14 protein-coding genes, 1 tRNA gene and 1 pseudogene are annotated in these 16,137 nt (G+C 38.0%); 10 read left to right on the top strand and 6 right to left on the bottom strand.

Features of this window, described 5'->3' with window-relative positions; all coding sequences use genetic code 11:
- Positions 1-18: 18 nt before the first annotated feature.
- Positions 19-720, bottom strand: a complete 702-nt coding sequence (locus tag HMPREF0693_RS16095) for a pirin family protein (protein ID WP_004246656.1) — start codon at positions 718-720, stop codon at positions 19-21.
- A 919-nt stretch (positions 721-1,639) separates the two neighbouring features.
- On the opposite strand from HMPREF0693_RS16095, the gene HMPREF0693_RS16105 reads away from it, so the two are divergent.
- Positions 1,640-1,861 carry a hypothetical protein gene (locus HMPREF0693_RS16105; RefSeq protein WP_004249847.1) on the top strand — a complete coding sequence of 74 codons (222 nt, stop codon included), beginning with the start codon at positions 1,640-1,642 and terminating at the stop codon, positions 1,859-1,861.
- A gap of 11 nt (positions 1,862-1,872) precedes the next feature.
- Here HMPREF0693_RS16105 and HMPREF0693_RS16110 read toward each other — a convergent pair whose 3' ends face one another.
- Positions 1,873-3,078: a BaiN/RdsA family NAD(P)/FAD-dependent oxidoreductase gene (locus tag HMPREF0693_RS16110; RefSeq protein ID WP_004246658.1), complete on the bottom strand. Its 1,206-nt coding sequence runs from the start codon at positions 3,076-3,078 to the stop codon at positions 1,873-1,875.
- A 308-nt stretch (positions 3,079-3,386) separates the two neighbouring features.
- On the opposite strand from HMPREF0693_RS16110, the gene pitA reads away from it, so the two are divergent.
- Complete coding sequence (gene pitA / locus HMPREF0693_RS16115) at positions 3,387-4,886, top strand: inorganic phosphate transporter PitA (RefSeq protein WP_004246659.1); 1,500 nt, start codon at positions 3,387-3,389, stop codon at positions 4,884-4,886.
- 71 nt (positions 4,887-4,957) lie between these two features.
- Here pitA and uspB read toward each other — a convergent pair whose 3' ends face one another.
- A complete protein-coding gene (gene uspB, locus HMPREF0693_RS16120) occupies positions 4,958-5,290 on the bottom strand; it encodes a universal stress protein UspB (RefSeq protein ID WP_004246660.1) in 333 nt (110 codons plus the stop codon).
- Between the two features lie 413 nt (positions 5,291-5,703).
- On the opposite strand from uspB, the gene uspA reads away from it, so the two are divergent.
- The 3 genes from uspA (at position 5,704) to HMPREF0693_RS16135 (ending at position 8,611) form a co-directional block, all read left to right on the top strand.
- Positions 5,704-6,138 carry a universal stress protein UspA gene (gene uspA / locus HMPREF0693_RS16125; protein WP_004246661.1) on the top strand — a complete coding sequence of 145 codons (435 nt, stop codon included), beginning with the start codon at positions 5,704-5,706 and terminating at the stop codon, positions 6,136-6,138.
- A gap of 254 nt (positions 6,139-6,392) precedes the next feature.
- A complete protein-coding gene (gdhA, locus tag HMPREF0693_RS16130) occupies positions 6,393-7,733 on the top strand; it encodes an NADP-specific glutamate dehydrogenase (protein WP_004246662.1) in 1,341 nt (446 codons plus the stop codon).
- Positions 7,734-7,861: 128 nt separating this feature from the next.
- Positions 7,862-8,611 (top strand): SDR family oxidoreductase, encoded by a 750-nt coding sequence (locus HMPREF0693_RS16135; RefSeq protein WP_004246663.1) that lies wholly within the window; start codon positions 7,862-7,864, stop codon positions 8,609-8,611.
- Between the two features lie 70 nt (positions 8,612-8,681).
- Here HMPREF0693_RS16135 and rsmJ read toward each other — a convergent pair whose 3' ends face one another.
- Both rsmJ and prlC read right to left on the bottom strand, forming a co-directional pair.
- Positions 8,682-9,428, bottom strand: a complete 747-nt coding sequence (gene rsmJ, locus HMPREF0693_RS16140) for a 16S rRNA (guanine(1516)-N(2))-methyltransferase RsmJ (protein ID WP_004246664.1) — start codon at positions 9,426-9,428, stop codon at positions 8,682-8,684.
- Between the two features lie 3 nt (positions 9,429-9,431).
- On the bottom strand, positions 9,432-11,474 hold the full coding sequence (prlC, locus tag HMPREF0693_RS16145) for an oligopeptidase A (protein ID WP_004249995.1): 2,043 nt from the start codon (positions 11,472-11,474) through the stop codon (positions 9,432-9,434).
- A 239-nt stretch (positions 11,475-11,713) separates the two neighbouring features.
- Between prlC and HMPREF0693_RS16150 the strand changes: the two genes are divergently transcribed.
- Positions 11,714-11,808: transfer RNA gene (locus HMPREF0693_RS16150), tRNA-Sec, on the top strand.
- Between the two features lie 388 nt (positions 11,809-12,196).
- On the top strand, positions 12,197-13,231 hold the full coding sequence (locus HMPREF0693_RS16155; protein WP_004246667.1) for a virulence RhuM family protein: 1,035 nt from the start codon (positions 12,197-12,199) through the stop codon (positions 13,229-13,231).
- A gap of 99 nt (positions 13,232-13,330) precedes the next feature.
- Here the strand turns inward: HMPREF0693_RS16155 and HMPREF0693_RS18680 are convergent.
- Positions 13,331-13,505, bottom strand: a pseudogene (locus HMPREF0693_RS18680) (IS481 family transposase); the annotation flags it as partial.
- 773 nt (positions 13,506-14,278) lie between these two features.
- Between HMPREF0693_RS18680 and HMPREF0693_RS16160 the strand changes: the two are divergent.
- From HMPREF0693_RS16160 to HMPREF0693_RS16170, 3 genes are all read left to right on the top strand, one after another.
- The gene (locus HMPREF0693_RS16160; protein ID WP_004246668.1) at positions 14,279-14,599 is read left to right on the top strand and encodes a helix-turn-helix domain-containing protein; all 321 of its coding nucleotides are present in this window, start codon (positions 14,279-14,281) and stop codon (positions 14,597-14,599) included.
- A 139-nt stretch (positions 14,600-14,738) separates the two neighbouring features.
- Positions 14,739-15,362: a common pilus major fimbrillin subunit EcpA gene (gene ecpA, locus HMPREF0693_RS16165; RefSeq protein ID WP_004246669.1), complete on the top strand. Its 624-nt coding sequence runs from the start codon at positions 14,739-14,741 to the stop codon at positions 15,360-15,362.
- Between the two features lie 88 nt (positions 15,363-15,450).
- The gene (locus tag HMPREF0693_RS16170) at positions 15,451-16,134 is read left to right on the top strand and encodes an EcpB family pilus assembly chaperone (RefSeq protein WP_004246670.1); all 684 of its coding nucleotides are present in this window, start codon (positions 15,451-15,453) and stop codon (positions 16,132-16,134) included.
- Positions 16,135-16,137 lie beyond the last annotated feature (3 nt).

The following is a 16,137-nucleotide window of genomic DNA, read 5'->3' on the forward strand; positions in this document are numbered from 1 at the left end:
TTTAGGTTGGTAGCCCAACTATGCTGTTACAGGAGGTAAGTCAAACAGCAAGACTTCACTGTCTTCATCACCAACGAAATAGATAATATCTTCATTCGCGATGGCGATGCCATCACTGGTGGTCGCAATAATGTCATTAATTGCTATCTTTCCTTTAACGACTTGCAACCAAACATTTCTTCCTGCTTCTGGCTGATATTGTGCCTCTTCTCCTTTTTTTAGGTTCCAACGCCACAGCGTCATATCTTGGAACACTTTTAACGAGCCATCACGTGCATCTGGTGACAAAATAAGCTGTTTACTCTCTGTGGTATTAAAACGACGTTGATCGTAACGTGGTGTAATACCGGTGGTATCAGGCATGATCCAAATTTGATAAAAATGCAGGCCTTTATCACTATTTGGGTTGTACTCGGAATGAGTGATACCTGTACCTGCGCTCATTATTTGAAATTCACCGGCGGGTACATTTTCTTTATTACCCATACTATCTTTATGCTCAATATTACCTTCAAGCACATAGGTTAAAATTTCCATATCTTTATGAGGATGGGTACCAAAACCCTCACCGGGCATCACTCTATCTTCATTAATGACGCGTAAGGCGGAAAATCCCATAAAGTTAGCATCGTAATAGCTTGCGAAAGAGAAGGTATGCCAGCTATCTAGCCAACCATGATTAGCGTGGCCTCTTTCATTTGCTTTGCGTAAATAAATCATAATGTGTTTCCTTCTCTGAAGTTGTTGAACACAGTTTACGCAATTAAGCTAAGTAAAAAAGCGGAGGAATTTAATCTGAGGATCCAAATAATTTGAATAAGGGAGCATTGAGTTGATACTGTGCATATATAAAGTATGAGGCTACTATTACTTAGGTATTAATTGAAACTTCTTTCAGGAGGGGGCTTCTTATCTTTTCTTTTAACTAGCTCTGAAGTAAAAATAATCGCTAAATAAGTTTAGATTATTACTTTCTGAAAATGTAAGTGATTAGTTTTTTTATTTTTATTTTTATAAATACATATGTTATTTTGTTTGCTAGATATAGACTACCAAATGAATGGTATGCGCTAAATATATAGATAAAAGATATCATCCCACCGCTAAGTGCAATTTTATATTTTAGAGGTAAGTTTTCGTTGTTGATAAAAACTAATGAAATCAATGAAATAAATAAAATAACTTGAATGTTACATTTTACATTAAACTTTATATTCTTATATTTATTATTTTTAATTAGCTGATCTCTATCATTTTTATTTAGCATGTTTATCTTCTTGCTTTTATTGGTTTTTATATTTATTAATGAATGAGCACTAATGTTGTATAAGAAGAAATATCATAATAATAATATGATAAAATGTATACACATTCATTTTTATACTAAAAATTAGGTAATTAGCCTAAATTAGTTTTTCGTTATTAGAAAAATCAAGAATAAAAGATATAAAAATATGGCCTCTTTCTTTACCAGTTTCACTGGTTTCTAAAATTTTTTAATATCATATCTATTCATAGATAATGAGCATAAAGTTATATGAAATATATATATTTATTATATGGATGTTGATATTTTGTCCATTCTAACAAAAAGAAAAAGCCAGCACCCGGCTGGCTAAAGTAAAACACTGGAAGCAATGTGAGCAATGTCGTTCTTTCATATGACCCTGAAGGTGGTGCATCTGAAAGTGATTTAATGATAATAGTTCTCACTATCATTTGTAAAGTGTTTTTTTTAATCAAAACAGAAAAAAATAATGCCAATTTCGTTAACTCACTGATTAACGAGTTATTTTATTTTGTTTTTAAAAAAATCATTATAACCAATAAGTTAGCCTATACTTTGTGTGGTTATTTATAAAAATAACGCGCCTACTTAGTCATGTGTCGAGAGATCAATGCTTGGGCACAGGCATAAGCAGAGCTCCATGCCCATTGGAAGTTATATCCTCCTAACCAACCTGTGACATCAACCACTTCACCAATAAAATAGAGACCTGTTATCTTTGTCGCTTCCATCGTTTTAGAGGAGAGATTACGGGTATCAACACCACCTAGGGTGACTTCTGCAGTGCGATAACCTTCTGTACCATTAGGTAAAACAAGCCATGCTTGTAGCAACGTCGTTATTTGTGTAATACGTTCATTGCTAAGTTGAGCCAGTGAGGTATCAGGCAGTTGATTATTTTCAATCATTATCTCTATAAAACGCTTCGGTAGTAGGCGAGAAAGTGTATTTTTTAATAATTGATTTGGCTGTGCTTGTCGTTTTTCTTGTAAATAGCCTTCCAAATCCGTGTCAGGAAGTAAGTTAATGCTCACATTCTCTCCCGGATGCCAATAACTAGAGATTTGTAAAATAGCAGGACCGGAAAGCCCACGATGAGTAAAAAGAATATTCTCTTTAAATTGGGTGCCATTTTCAGCGGTGACAATAGCAGGGATCGCCACACCAGAGAGCGGGCTGAGTTGTTCAAGTTGTGGCTTGTGTAATGTAAAAGGGACTAAGCCTGCACGAGTGGGCAATACATTAAGGCCAAATTGTTGCGCAATTTTATAGCCAAAAGGGGTGGCACCTAAACCGGGCATTGAAAGTCCTCCGCTGGCAATCACTACAGAGGAGGCGGTTATTGTTTTCCCTCCTACCAAAAGAGTAAAGCCTTCGGCGGTTTTCTCTATTTGAGTCACCTCACTACGTAAGCGAATACTTACTTTTCCTTCATGGCATTCTGCGAGTAATAAATCAACAATTTGCTGGGCAGAATCATCACAAAATAATTGCCCTAATGTCTTTTCGTGGTAAGCAATATGGTGCTTTTGTACTAACTCGATAAAATCCCATTGTGTATAGCGAGCAAGTGCTGACTTACAAAAATGAGGATTATCGGATAAGTAAGCTGATGGCTCGATATACATATTGGTAAAATTGCAACGTCCACCACCAGACATTAAAATTTTTCTGCCGGCTTTTTTGCCATTATCTAAAACTAAAACAGATAATCCCGCTTGTCCTGCTAAAGAGGCACAAAAAAGTCCAGCGGCCCCTGCACCTATAATAACTGTATCGAATGATCCCACAATGATGTCTCGTTCTTGGTTGTCTCTGACTACTTAATCAGTGATCTTCGTGTAAAATCAGAGTATTTTGTAAAATTATATGGAGAAATCTGTATTTTTCACCTAAATTCGTATTTGCAAGCAAAAAATTTATCAGAAATTTACTTTTTTTTTATGTTTATTAATTAAATGATATATAAGGAATTATCTTAAAAACCCGTCATTTTCCTTGGTTATCAAATCAAAAAAAGGTTAAATTTCGCTTCCACCGTTCGCATTTGTCGCTGATAATGCGCCGCGTTCATGTCCAACTAACTGGCTTAACGTCTATGCTACATTTGTTTACTGACCTGGAATTTCATACAGGTTTAATGTTGGTTTTAGCACTGATTTTCGTGCTATTTTATGAAGCCATTAATGGCTTTCATGATACCGCAAATGCGGTAGCAACTGTTATTTATACTCGTGCTATGCGTGCGCAATTTGCGGTCGTGATGGCGGGTGTATTTAACTTCCTTGGAGTTTTGCTCGGTGGATTGAGCGTGGCTTACGCTATTGTTCACTTATTACCGACAGATCTTCTGCTAAATGTGAGCTCGGCTCATGGCCTTGCCATGGTTTTTTCGTTGCTGTTAGCTGCCATTATCTGGAACTTAGGTACATGGTATTTCGGTATTCCAGCATCCAGTTCACATACGCTGATAGGTGCTATCATTGGTATTGGTTTAACAAATGCTATCGTGACAGACTCGTCAATCGTTGATGCATTAAACATACCTAAAATGATCAGTATCTTCCTTTCTCTTATCCTTTCCCCAATTATTGGCTTGGTGATTGCTGGCGCGATGATTTTCTTGTTACGTCGCTATTGGAGTGGCACGAAAAAACGTCGTCGTATCCACCTAACCCCTGCCGAACGTGAGAAAAAAGATGGTAAACGCAAACCACCATTTTGGACTCGTACCGCGCTGATTTTATCTGCGGTAGGGGTGAGTTTCTCACATGGTGCGAATGATGGTCAGAAAGGTATTGGTCTTATCATGTTAGTTTTAATTGGTGTCGCCCCAGCAGGGTTTGTCGTCAATATGAATGCTAGCGGATACGATATCACTAAAACTCATGATGCCGTTGTACACTTACAACAGTATTATGAGAAGCATCAACCAGCTCTACAACATGCGATTGAAAATACCCCGGTAGTATCAGCACAAGCTGATCCTAACGACACGGATTTTCATTGTAATAGCGCAAGAACGCCAATTGTTCTCAATCAAACAGAACAAATGTTGTCTGGTATTAGCTCTTATGATGAGCTGAGTGCAGACCAGCGTGCTCAAATGCGTCGCTTACTGATGTGTATTGCTGATACAGCTACGGAAGTTGCTAAACTACCAGAAACTAGCGCCCAAGATGCACGGTTCTTAAAAACATTGAGTCGTGACCTGCTAAATACAGTGGAATATGCACCAATTTGGATCATTATCTCTGTGGCTTTAGCGCTCTCTATCGGGACAATGGTAGGTTGGAAACGCGTTGCGGTAACTATCGGTGAGAAGATTGGTAAAAAAGGTATGACTTATGCGCAAGGTGTTTCTGCTCAGGTAACTGCTGCAGTTTCTATCGGTGTAGCAAGTTATACAGGTATGCCAGTATCAACAACACAAGTGTTATCATCTGCGGTTGCAGGTACGATGATTGTTGATGGTGGTGGGGTGCAGACCAAAACCGTGAAAAATATTGCGCTGGCCTGGATCTTAACATTACCAGTGAGTATTGCTTTATCCGGTGTGCTTTATTGGATTTCACTTTCACTGCTGGTGAATAGCTGATAATAATAAGCATCCTAATAGTATTGAGAAACGGTGACTAACTCGTCACCGTTTTTTTATCCCTATAAAACCTACCAAATAATCATGGCGATCAAGCTTGCTACAGCAAGAATACAAAAGCGACTTACTAGGTAGAATTGTCGATAAATCCGTTCACAACGCATAATCACTTCAGGATCATGGTGGTTAGTATATTGGCGTTGATTTATATATCGAATAAGTCTTAACTGTTTTGAAAATTGACCATGCATAGTGAAAAATCCATTCCCATCGACAGATTGGTAAAGTAATGGATCAGATTGGCGCAATATGGTGAGTAATACCCGAATTGATGAGAAATAACGCATCATATTAATCAGGCAAAGAATACACAACGCCCAAAAGATAACAATGACACTAAACATAATCCCCTCCCTAGAATAGCTGATTCTGAGATGAGAAAACCTTTTGCATTTACATGGAAAGGTTAATTTTTCTCTTATTTAAGTCTAGGTGATATTAAGCAAGAAATAAAAGCGAGTTGTTCAAGTTGTTCGCTTTTTCAAAAAAATGATTAAAAAATAACTCTAATAGGGTGTTTTTATTGTGCCTTGTGCATTATTCACATTAATATGTGGATATTGTCGAAGAACGACTCCTCACTTATTTAAAATGGTGTATATTGTTGTTACCGATAGATGCTTTCTTTGATGGTATTTGCACTAAGTTGTGATCAAGGCAACATCTAACTTTCATCATAAAACGTTATATTTAATGTAAAGGATATAGGCGTAATAGCCTTTCCGACCGATTAATCAGCTTATGGAAGGAGTTTACGATGGCTTATAAGCATATTCTAGTTGCAGTTGATTTATCCCCTGAGAGCAACGTCTTGGTGCAGAAAGCTGTATCTATGGCAAAACCCTATAATGCCAAAGTTTCCTTAATTCACGTTGATGTTAACTACTCTGATCTGTATACCGGTTTAATTGATGTTAACCTTGGTGATATGCAACAACGCATCACTGATGAAACACGTAATGCACTAAAAGATCTCTCTGATAACTCAGGTTATGAGATCCAAGAAACACTCAGTGGTAGCGGGGATTTAGGCCAAGTTCTTGTTGATGCGATTAAAAAATACGATATGGACTTAGTGGTTTGTGGTCATCACCAAGATTTCTGGAGCAAATTGATGTCATCAGCACGTCAACTAATTAATACCGTTCATGTTGATATGTTAATTGTTCCTCTGAAAGATGATGAAGAGTAATCAACTGATTATTTAAGCAAAAAAAATGCCTGCTTATGCAGGTTATTTTTTTGTCCAAAAATCCTGATTTTATTAGCCTTTAGTGAGGTCAAGCTTTTTTTTTTGTCTAATTATAAAAAAAATGTCTTGAAGTAGGAATACATTTTAATGATATATTCAATAGGCAAAACAATATCAACCTCACATAAATCCCAAAAATATTCCGAATAAATGAGGTTATGCCAACATCACATTACATAAAAAGGAATAGCTGAATGAATAGATCTGGCTCATTATCTTCGTTTTTAGAAGAGGTAGAAAAATATAACGCTCATCAACCTGAATACCATCAGGCGGTACGTGAAGTTTTTACCACTCTGTGGCCTTTTTTAGAGAAAAATCCACAATATCGTGAACAATCATTACTTGAGCGCTTAGTTGAGCCTGAACGTATTATTCAGTTTCGCGTCTGTTGGTTAGATGATAAAGGACAAGTTCAAGTTAATCGCGCATGGCGGGTACAATTTAACTCTGCTATTGGTCCCTACAAAGGTGGAATGCGTTTTCATCCATCGGTAAACCTCTCTATTCTAAAATTTTTAGGTTTTGAACAAACCTTTAAAAATGCACTGACAACACTGCCGATGGGAGGCGCTAAAGGGGGATCTGATTTTAATCCCAAGGGGAGAAGCCACGCAGAGGTAATGCGTTTTTGTCAGGCGTTAATGACTGAGCTCTATCGTCATTTAGGGGCTGATACTGATGTCCCCGCGGGAGATATTGGTGTGGGAGCAAGGGAAGTTGGCTTTATGGCCGGAATGATGAAAAAGCTCTCGAATAGCAATGAATGTGTCTTTACGGGTAAAGGTTTATCATTTGGTGGCAGTTTGATCCGCCCAGAAGCCACAGGGTACGGTTTAGTCTATTTTACTAACGCAATGCTTAAACGTCACGGCATGTCCCTTGAGGGAATGCGTGTAGCCGTTTCTGGTGCTGGCAATGTGGCACAATTCACCATTGAAAAATGCCTTGAGCTGGGTGCGAAAGTGGTCACCGCTTCAGATTCTGGCGGAACCGTGGTGGATGAAGCTGGATTTACAACCGAAAAACTGGCTCGCTTAACTGAAATTAAAAATAATTATGGTCGTATTGAAGAGTACGCCAAAGAGTTTGGTTTAACTTATCTTGAAGGGCAACAGCCTTGGGCTGTCGCTGTTGATATTGCACTACCTTGTGCTACACAAAATGAATTAGATTTAGACGCCGCAAAAGTGTTAATTAAAAACGGTGTTAAAGCTGTTGCCGAAGGCGCAAATATGCCAACGACCATTGCGGCAACCGATGCTTTTATTGAGGCGGGAGTCTTGTTTGCACCGGGTAAAGCCGCTAACGCTGGAGGGGTAGCAACTTCGGGATTAGAAATGGCGCAAAATGCAGCACGCTTGAGTTGGAAAGCTGAGAAAGTTGATGCTCGCTTACATCATATTATGCTGGATATTCATCACGCTTGTGTAAACTATGGCGGTGAAGGTAAACAAACTAATTATATTCAAGGAGCTAATATTGCAGGTTTTGTTAAAGTTGCTGATGCAATGTTAGCGCAAGGCGTGCTGTAATTTTTTAAGTTAGTGCGAGTGCATAGCGCTCGCTCTGACCGTTTCAATCATTTTCTCTTCCCCCTTAGGCCTAATTTTCATCTGCTATGCTTAAAAGAGTGACTATTTATTTTTAAGCTGGAGGTTATATGGCTACGCAAATTGATTTTACTCTCTCGAATAAAGTGGCTGTTATTACTGGTGGTGCGGCTGGAATTGGCTTATCTATCGCACAGATGTTTATCGAAAAAGGGGCTAAAGTCGCTTTGTTGGATAGATCAGAGCAGGTTGAGCAAGTGGCGCATCGTTTAAATAGTGCGGTGGGGATCTGGTGTGATGTTTCAAGTGAAGAGTCCGTAAAACAAGCGGTACACTCAGTCATTGAAGAGTTCGATCGCATTGATATTCTTGTTAATTGTGCAGGTATTGTCGCTTTAGCTCCCGCCGAATCGTTATCTCTTGAAGATTGGAATAAAACCTTATCAGTTAATTTAACGGGGACTTTTTTACTGTGTCAGCAAGTGGGGCAGCATATGCTACAACGCGGGCAAGGTAAGATAATTAACCTCGCCTCTCAAGCAGGTATTATCGCTTTACCAGAACATATTGCCTATTGTGCAAGTAAAGCCGCCATTATCAATATGACAAAGGTGATGGCGCTAGAGTGGGGACCCAAAGGCCTACAAATCAATGCGATATCCCCTACTATTGTGATGACCGATTTAGGTAAAAAGGCTTGGGAAGGTGAAAAAGGTGAACAGATGAAAGCGCAAATACCGGCAAGGCGATTTGCTGAGCCAGAAGAGATTGCTGCCGCGGCTGTATTTTTAGCAAGCGGTGCAGCGGATATGATCAATGGCCATAATCTGGTGATTGATGGTGGATATACTATTCAATAGATAGCGATATTATAATTAAAAAGTTATGGCAAAAGAGGGGGAGACACGCCCCTCTATGGGTTATCTATGGTTAGATACAAGGATAGATATCAAAACGGTGATTTTTGGTGGTGACACTTGCATGTGCGGGTTGATTGTTTAACGGCTCAGCATAATCAGGACGCTTAACAACCACTCGTTTTTTAGCCAGTGCCATGGCTGGTGCTAATAGTGCATCAGCATCTTCATCCGCACCGACAAGAGATTGGAATACCCGCATCTCTTTTTTCACTAATGCGCTTTTGGTTTTATGGGGATACATAGGATCAAGATAGACTACATCAGGTGCAGGGCTAATTTGCGTGAGTGCCTGTGCAGATGAAGCATAAATGAGCTTCATACGCTGTTGCATCCACTCACCAATATCCGCATCGAGATAAGCGCGTTTCAAGCCATCTTCAAGTAATGCAGCCACCACAGGATGACGCTCAACCATTCTTACGTTACAACCAATAGAGGCTAATACAAAGGCATCACGGCCTAATCCTGCTGTTGCATCAACCACATCGGGTAGATAATCCTTTTTAATACCTACTGCTTTTGCTACCGCTTCACCACGACCACCGCCAAATTTACGACGATGAGCCATAGTTCCCGCGACAAAATCCACGTAGATCCCACCAAGTTTAGGCTCATCTTGTTTACGCAATTCAAGGTGAGTGGGCGTTAAGACTAACGCCATAGTTTGTGTGGCGTCGTGAATTAATCCCCAACGTTGCGCTAAAGCAGATAAGGCGCTGTTATCAGCGCCTTCTTCACAAAGTAAACAGATATTCACATATCATCCTTTAATACCGTAGCCTTTGAGCATAGCATCAAGTTTCGGCTCACGACCACGGAAGCGTTTGAACAGCTCCATTGGCTCTTCTGAACCACCACGGGTTAAAATATTATCAAGGAATGATTGACCTGTTTGGCGATTAAAAATGCCCTCTTCAGAGAAGCGAGAGAAGGCATCAGCAGCCAGTACATCAGCCCATAAATAGCTGTAATAACCTGCTGCATAACCACCGGCAAAAATATGGCTAAAGGCATGAGGGAATCGCGCCCAAGGTGTTGCAGGTACTACCGAGACTTTCTCTTTTACGCTATTTAGTATTTCCATGATACGAGCACCTTTAGCCGGATCATATTCAGCGTGTAGGCGGAAATCAAACAGACCAAATTCTAGTTGGCGTAATACAAACATCGCAGACTGATAATTTTTTGCTTTGAGCATATTATCAAGCATAGCCTGCGGTAATGGCTCGCCAGTTTCATAATGACCAGAAATAAAGGCTAACGCTTCTGGCTCCCAGCACCAGTTTTCCATAAATTGGCTTGGTAACTCAACCGCATCCCATGGTACGCCATTAATACCTGATACATCAGCGGTATCAATTTGCGTTAGCATGTGGTGTAGACCATGACCAAACTCATGGAATAGCGTGGTTACTTCGTTATGGGTGAAGAGTGCGGGTTTATCACCTACTGGTTTATTAAAGTTGCAGGTAAGATAGGCGACAGGATTTTGTAGTGTGCCATCAGCATGACGCATTCTACCAATGCAATCATCCATCCAAGCACCACCGCGTTTATGTTCACGAGCGTATAAATCAAGATAGAAGCTACCGCGCAATGTGTTGCTTTCATCATATAATTCAAAGAAACGTACATCATCGTGCCAAGTGTCGATATCATGACGCTCTTTAGCCGTTAAACCATAGATACGGTGAACCACTTCGAATAAGCCACTTAATGCACGGTGCTCTGGGAAGTAAGGACGTAACTGTTCGTCATCAATGGAGAATAGGTGTTGTTTTTGTTTTTCGCTGTAGTAAGCCAGATCCCAAGGCTCTAGTTTCTCCACACCATAATGTGTTTTGGCAAAGTGCGTTAATTCAGCCAGCTCTTTTTCACCTTGAGGATGAGCTCGAGAGGCTAAATCAGTTAAGAAATTAAGTACTTGTTCTGGTGATTCTGCCATCTTAGTGGCAAGTGATTTTTCGGCATAATTTTTAAAACCGAGCAACTGAGCTAACTCATGGCGTAATGCTAAAATTTCCGCCATCACTTCACTATTATCCCATTGACCTGCATTAGGGCCTTGATCAGAGGCGCGAGTGCTATAAGCAATACTCATCTCTTTTCTAAGCTCACGATTATCAGCATAGGTCATAACAGGTAGATAGCTTGGCATATCGAGCGTTAATAGATAACCTTGTTGCTCTTTTGCTTGTGCCATTGCTTTGGCTGCGTCAATGGCGCTTTGTGGCATACCAGCAAGTTCACTTTCATCGGTGATAAGTTTAGACCACCCCATGGTCGCATCTAACACATTATTACCAAATTTGGCGCTCAGTTCTGATAGGCGTGCACTGATTTCACCAAAACGCTGTTGTTTCTCTTTTGGTAAACCGATACCGGATAATTCAAAGTCACGTAACGCATTCTCAACGGCTTTTTTTTGTGGTTGAGTCAGTAAGGCAAAATCAGCGCTTTCTTTGATAGATTTATAGGCTTGATATAATCCTTCGTGCTGACCCATCCAAGTACTGAACTCAGACAGTAAAGGTAAGCTTTGCTCGTAAGCTTCGCGTAATTCAGCGCTATTTTTAACGGAGTTTAAATGGCTAACAGGAGACCAAACACGAGAAAGTTTATCACCCGCTTCGGCTAACGGTTGGCAAAGATTATCCCAACTAAAAGCGGTGTTGTCAGCGAGAAGTTTTTCTACGGTTGCACGATAATTAGCTAAAACTTCTTTAACGGCAGGTACAACGTGTTTTGGTTCTATCTGGGAAAATGCAGGTAATCCCGTTGTGCTAAGTAATGGATTTGACATAAAAAACATCCTGTATCTGGGTTTACAGTGACATGGCATACATCACTGAGTTTATTCGTCATAGGTAATAAGATGAGGATGAAAGTGCATAAGTTCAATAGTATCGCGTTAATTATCAGTTTTTTTACTCAAAAGCGGGATTATTTTCTTTGAAAGAGGTTTTATTGATTTAGTGCACTTGGGAATGATTTTATTTCAGCGTATAATCATCACGTTATTTCATACAAATAATCCTATATGGAAGATCATCGTCCCCGGTGGGGCGGCTGGACTTCAAATCCAGATGGGGCCGCCAGCGGTCCTTGGCAGGTTCGACTCCTGTGATCTTCCGCCACTTAAGTTCAATACACCTCCCAAAACTCAATCAATCCCTTAATGATCAGTTATTAAGCTATTTTTAGTTCAACAAATGTTAAAACGTTTGCAAGAAAATTGACTCACAGGAGTGCTATTAGGCAGAAATGTGAAAAGTAAGCATACTCGTACATGTTCGGTGAATGGTATTGATAGTGATAGTAAATTGAATAAGGCGCTATGGGTGATGACTGAAAAATGTACGAATATTATTCAGAAAGATGGATAGTATAGGGGATCGTATTACATTGTTTTTTCATAAAATAATGTGCTTGCTATCTATTTGCTGGTGGCCTTATTTTTTTGTTAAATATGCTATATTGTTGTTCACAGTTTATGCATAACGTATAGAGAGTGGAGGCCATGTAATGAGTGATAATCTTCCTGAAGCACCACAGGGTGAATTTGTTTTGTTCCGCAGTGAAGATGGTCAAACTCGCGTCGAATGCCGCTTTGAGTCTGATACTCTGTGGTTATCTCAATCATCAATTGCTGAGCTGTATGGAAAAGACGTTCGTACAATTAACGAGCACCTTGTTAATATTTTCTCTGAAGGGGAACTTGCTCAAAACGCAACCATCCGGAAATTCCGGATAGTTCGATTAGAGGGAAATCGTCAGGTTTCCAGAGAGATAGACCACTATAGTTTACCTGCCATTATTGCTGTTGGTTACCGTGTCCGCTCTGTCCGTGGTACTCAGTTTCGTCAGTGGGCAACGCAAACGCTGGAACAGTATCTGATCAAAGGGTTTGTGATGGACGATGAACGGCTGAAAAATCCGCCTATCGGTCAGTCAGTCGTGCCGGATTACTTTGATGAGATGCTCGAACGCATCCGTGATATTCGCGCCAGTGAGCGGCGGGTGTATTTACGGGTGAAAGAGATCTTCACCATGGCAGCGGATTACGAACCATCCAATAAAGAAACAACTCGTTTCTTCCAATCTATCCAAAACAAATTACATTTTGCTTGTACCGGCATGACTGCCGCTGAGCTTATAGCTAGTCGCGCAGATGCCAGTCAGCCGGATATGGGCTTAACCAACTATAAATTTGATGAGGTGCGTAAAACCGATGTCACGATTGCGAAGAATTATCTACGCGAAAATGAGCTGAAAGAATTAAACCGTATCGTCAATATGTGGCTGGATTTTGCTGAAGACCAAGCGCTGCGCCGTAAGCAAGTTTTTTTACAAGATTGGGATACTAAGCTAGATCAGTTTTTAAGTTTCAATGACCGTGATGTATTACAAGGCGCAGGTGGGATTAGTAAGAAAGCCGCTGATGAAAAAGCCAGAGAAGTATTTGATATTTATGCTCAAAAACGTCGACAATTAAAAGAAGCTGAAGGGGCGAGGGCGAATATTGCAGCATTGAAAGATTTGCTAAAAAAAGGTAAGTAAGATAATAAGATAAGTAGTGTATTTACCATCCTCTAAAAATAAGTGAAATTACCACTACGGGTAGAATGTTCTTAGATAAAAATCTCTACGCTGTGTCACTCAGAACCTCGGCTGACGTTTAGTCTTAAAGACTAAGCTTATTTTTTAACACTTCATACGGTGTTTTACCAGCATGCGCTGAGTGAGGGCGATGACAATTATAAAAAGCCTCCCATTCAGCTAATTTTTCATGTAAATCGACATCATTCTTATAATCGATATATTGATAAACTTCTTACCATATTATTAATGCAAAGAAAAATATTTTTGCATAATTATATATATTATTTTTATTAAAATAACTTCTTAGGCATTTAATTACCGTTAAAGATTAATAAAAATATAATAACAGAATACTATTATTGATCTAAATCAATAATCTAGTTAATCAGTAATATAATTACTTATTAAAATTGATCTCTATTTTCATTAAAATGTGTTTTTACACTTTATATTAGTATTAATGGAATTAAAAAAGATATTTAAAATCATGTGATTACTTTACAAATATATTGATACTAATTCTTTGATTAAGTGCTATTTTTGGACTTAAGTGTTCTTCATGAATATAATTACAGGATATTCAACCAGAAATGCGCTTTTATCAGAGTATTATAGTACTCTAATTATTAGTACTTAAATCGCTATTTGATGAATTATGTAACAAATTGTAAATGTATATGATCAAATATATCAATTAGGCTATATCAATAATGCGTTATTCTTTATTTTTCTGCAATTCTATAAAAAATATATTTTTTAAATTATTTTTTAATTAAAGACTTAATTTATTTAATTATCATATAATTAATAAAAATCTTTTCTTTTAAATACAAATTATTTGCGTAAGCTAATAAATTAAATCGATCAATAACTAATATTTGATAGGTTATAGCTATTAAGTTAACTAACTTCGATCGGTATAAACGTTTTTACTCTTATTTTTATATATTTATGATTGATTTAAATGAAATGTTTAGTTAACAATTTTCTATTGGAGTGTAATTAATGAAATCTAATATGATTAGTGGTCATGTTGGTATTTTTTTAAGAAAAGCACGTAAAGAAAAAAATATGACAGGAAAGCAGTTGGCAAGATTAATGAATGTTAGCCAACAACAAATTTCACGATATGAAATAGGAGCTACTGCAATTACCGTTGATCAATTAGCAAATTTTTTATTAATTTTAGATAAAAAATGGGTAGATGTATTTAAATATCTTGAAAATGAATTTTCCGATGAGAGAGAAATAAACAAAGTCGATAATAAAAAGAAATATATTTTATGGAAAGGTTGTCAAACAAAAAACTTCATAAATAACTTTTAATTACATTAAAAATTAATAAATCACATAAAATAATTATCATTGCAATTATTTTATTAATTATATTTTATAAAAAGCACAATTAAAGGTGTTTTTTATACTATGTAATTGTTTTTTATAAATCAAAATTAGAGAGAATAATATGTTAAATAAAAAAATAGCATCGGTGATGCTATCAACAATTATTGCTGCTTCTTTTGCTACGGCTGCTAATGCAGATACTCGTGTTGCACAAGCAACCGCGACTTGGCAAGCAACTGCAATTAAAGATACAACCAGTATGTTAGTTGTCACTCCATTAAAAAGTCTGACTTTTAATTATGCTGAAGGCCAAAAATCATTTAACCAACAAAATGGTGCATTTGATATTGCTATTCAAGGCCAATCTGGCGCAACCGATTTTAAATTATCATCAAAACTGATTGCTAATACGTTAGCAAGAACAACTGATGATTCAACATTAACAGTTGGTGTTAAATGGAATGGGGAAGACCTTTCTAAAACAACTGATGTCGTGTTAATTGATACATCAAAAGGGTTAACCTCAGGTTTAGATAATTTAGCTGCTGATGGTATTTACAATGGCTCTGAGCGCGCTACAGATCGTGGTGAATTCACTTTTGTAATTGCCAGTGCACAAGCAGCAGGAGCAACAGCCGATTTTAAATCACTGGCTGATGGTGTCTGGGATGGTGATGTAAAAGTGCAATTTACTGCCACTTGGGATGGTGACTTTTCTACCGTTAAACCTAATCCAGAACCTTAATTCTCCTTTATTGGCTAATTGATATTACGATAAAGATACTATAGGGAAGTAATATCTTTATCGTTATTTATTTTAGAAACTGACTATTATGAATAAGATAAAATTAATCCTTTTTTTATTATTGTGGTTTCCATTAAAAAATAGTTTTGCAGTAAATGTAGGTAATATAACAGAGATAATATCTTCTGATGAAAGTACTCTTGCCAAAGAAATTGAAAATACAGTAAATACGGCAAGATTAGTCAATTTGACAATAGAAAAATTAGACTCACCACTTGAAAATGGGAAAGTTATTCCGGTTACTGATCCCAATGAAATTCTATCAACACCGGCTAATCTGATTCTTCCCGGTCATGCAAGTGATGTATTTAAAATCATTTATCAAGGGCCTAAGGATGATAAAGAGCGTTATTATCGATTAAATTGGAAAGATGATCCTATTGCTGAAAATGGTATAACACAAAGCTCAAAATCAGCGACAGCAACAACATCTGCAACTATTAGTACAATTTTAGTGGTTGCACCCAGAATTGAGAATTTTAATTATCAGTATCATGATAATAAAGTTTCTAATATCGGTAATAGTTCATTTCGTGTTGTGGCTTCAGGCCCTTGTCTAGCAGAAAAACAACAATATGGTGTGGAGGGGATGTGTCGCGAGCGTTATTACCTTATGCCACATTTAGCCGTTAAATTACAACTTGTCGATCTCACAAATAAAAAATCTAGCGTAGGCATTTGGCACAAAGGAGAGTTCATTGTTGTCAAATAAAAA

The organism is Proteus mirabilis ATCC 29906, from assembly GCF_000160755.1.
In the GTDB taxonomy this organism is placed as follows: domain Bacteria; phylum Pseudomonadota; class Gammaproteobacteria; order Enterobacterales; family Enterobacteriaceae; genus Proteus; species Proteus mirabilis.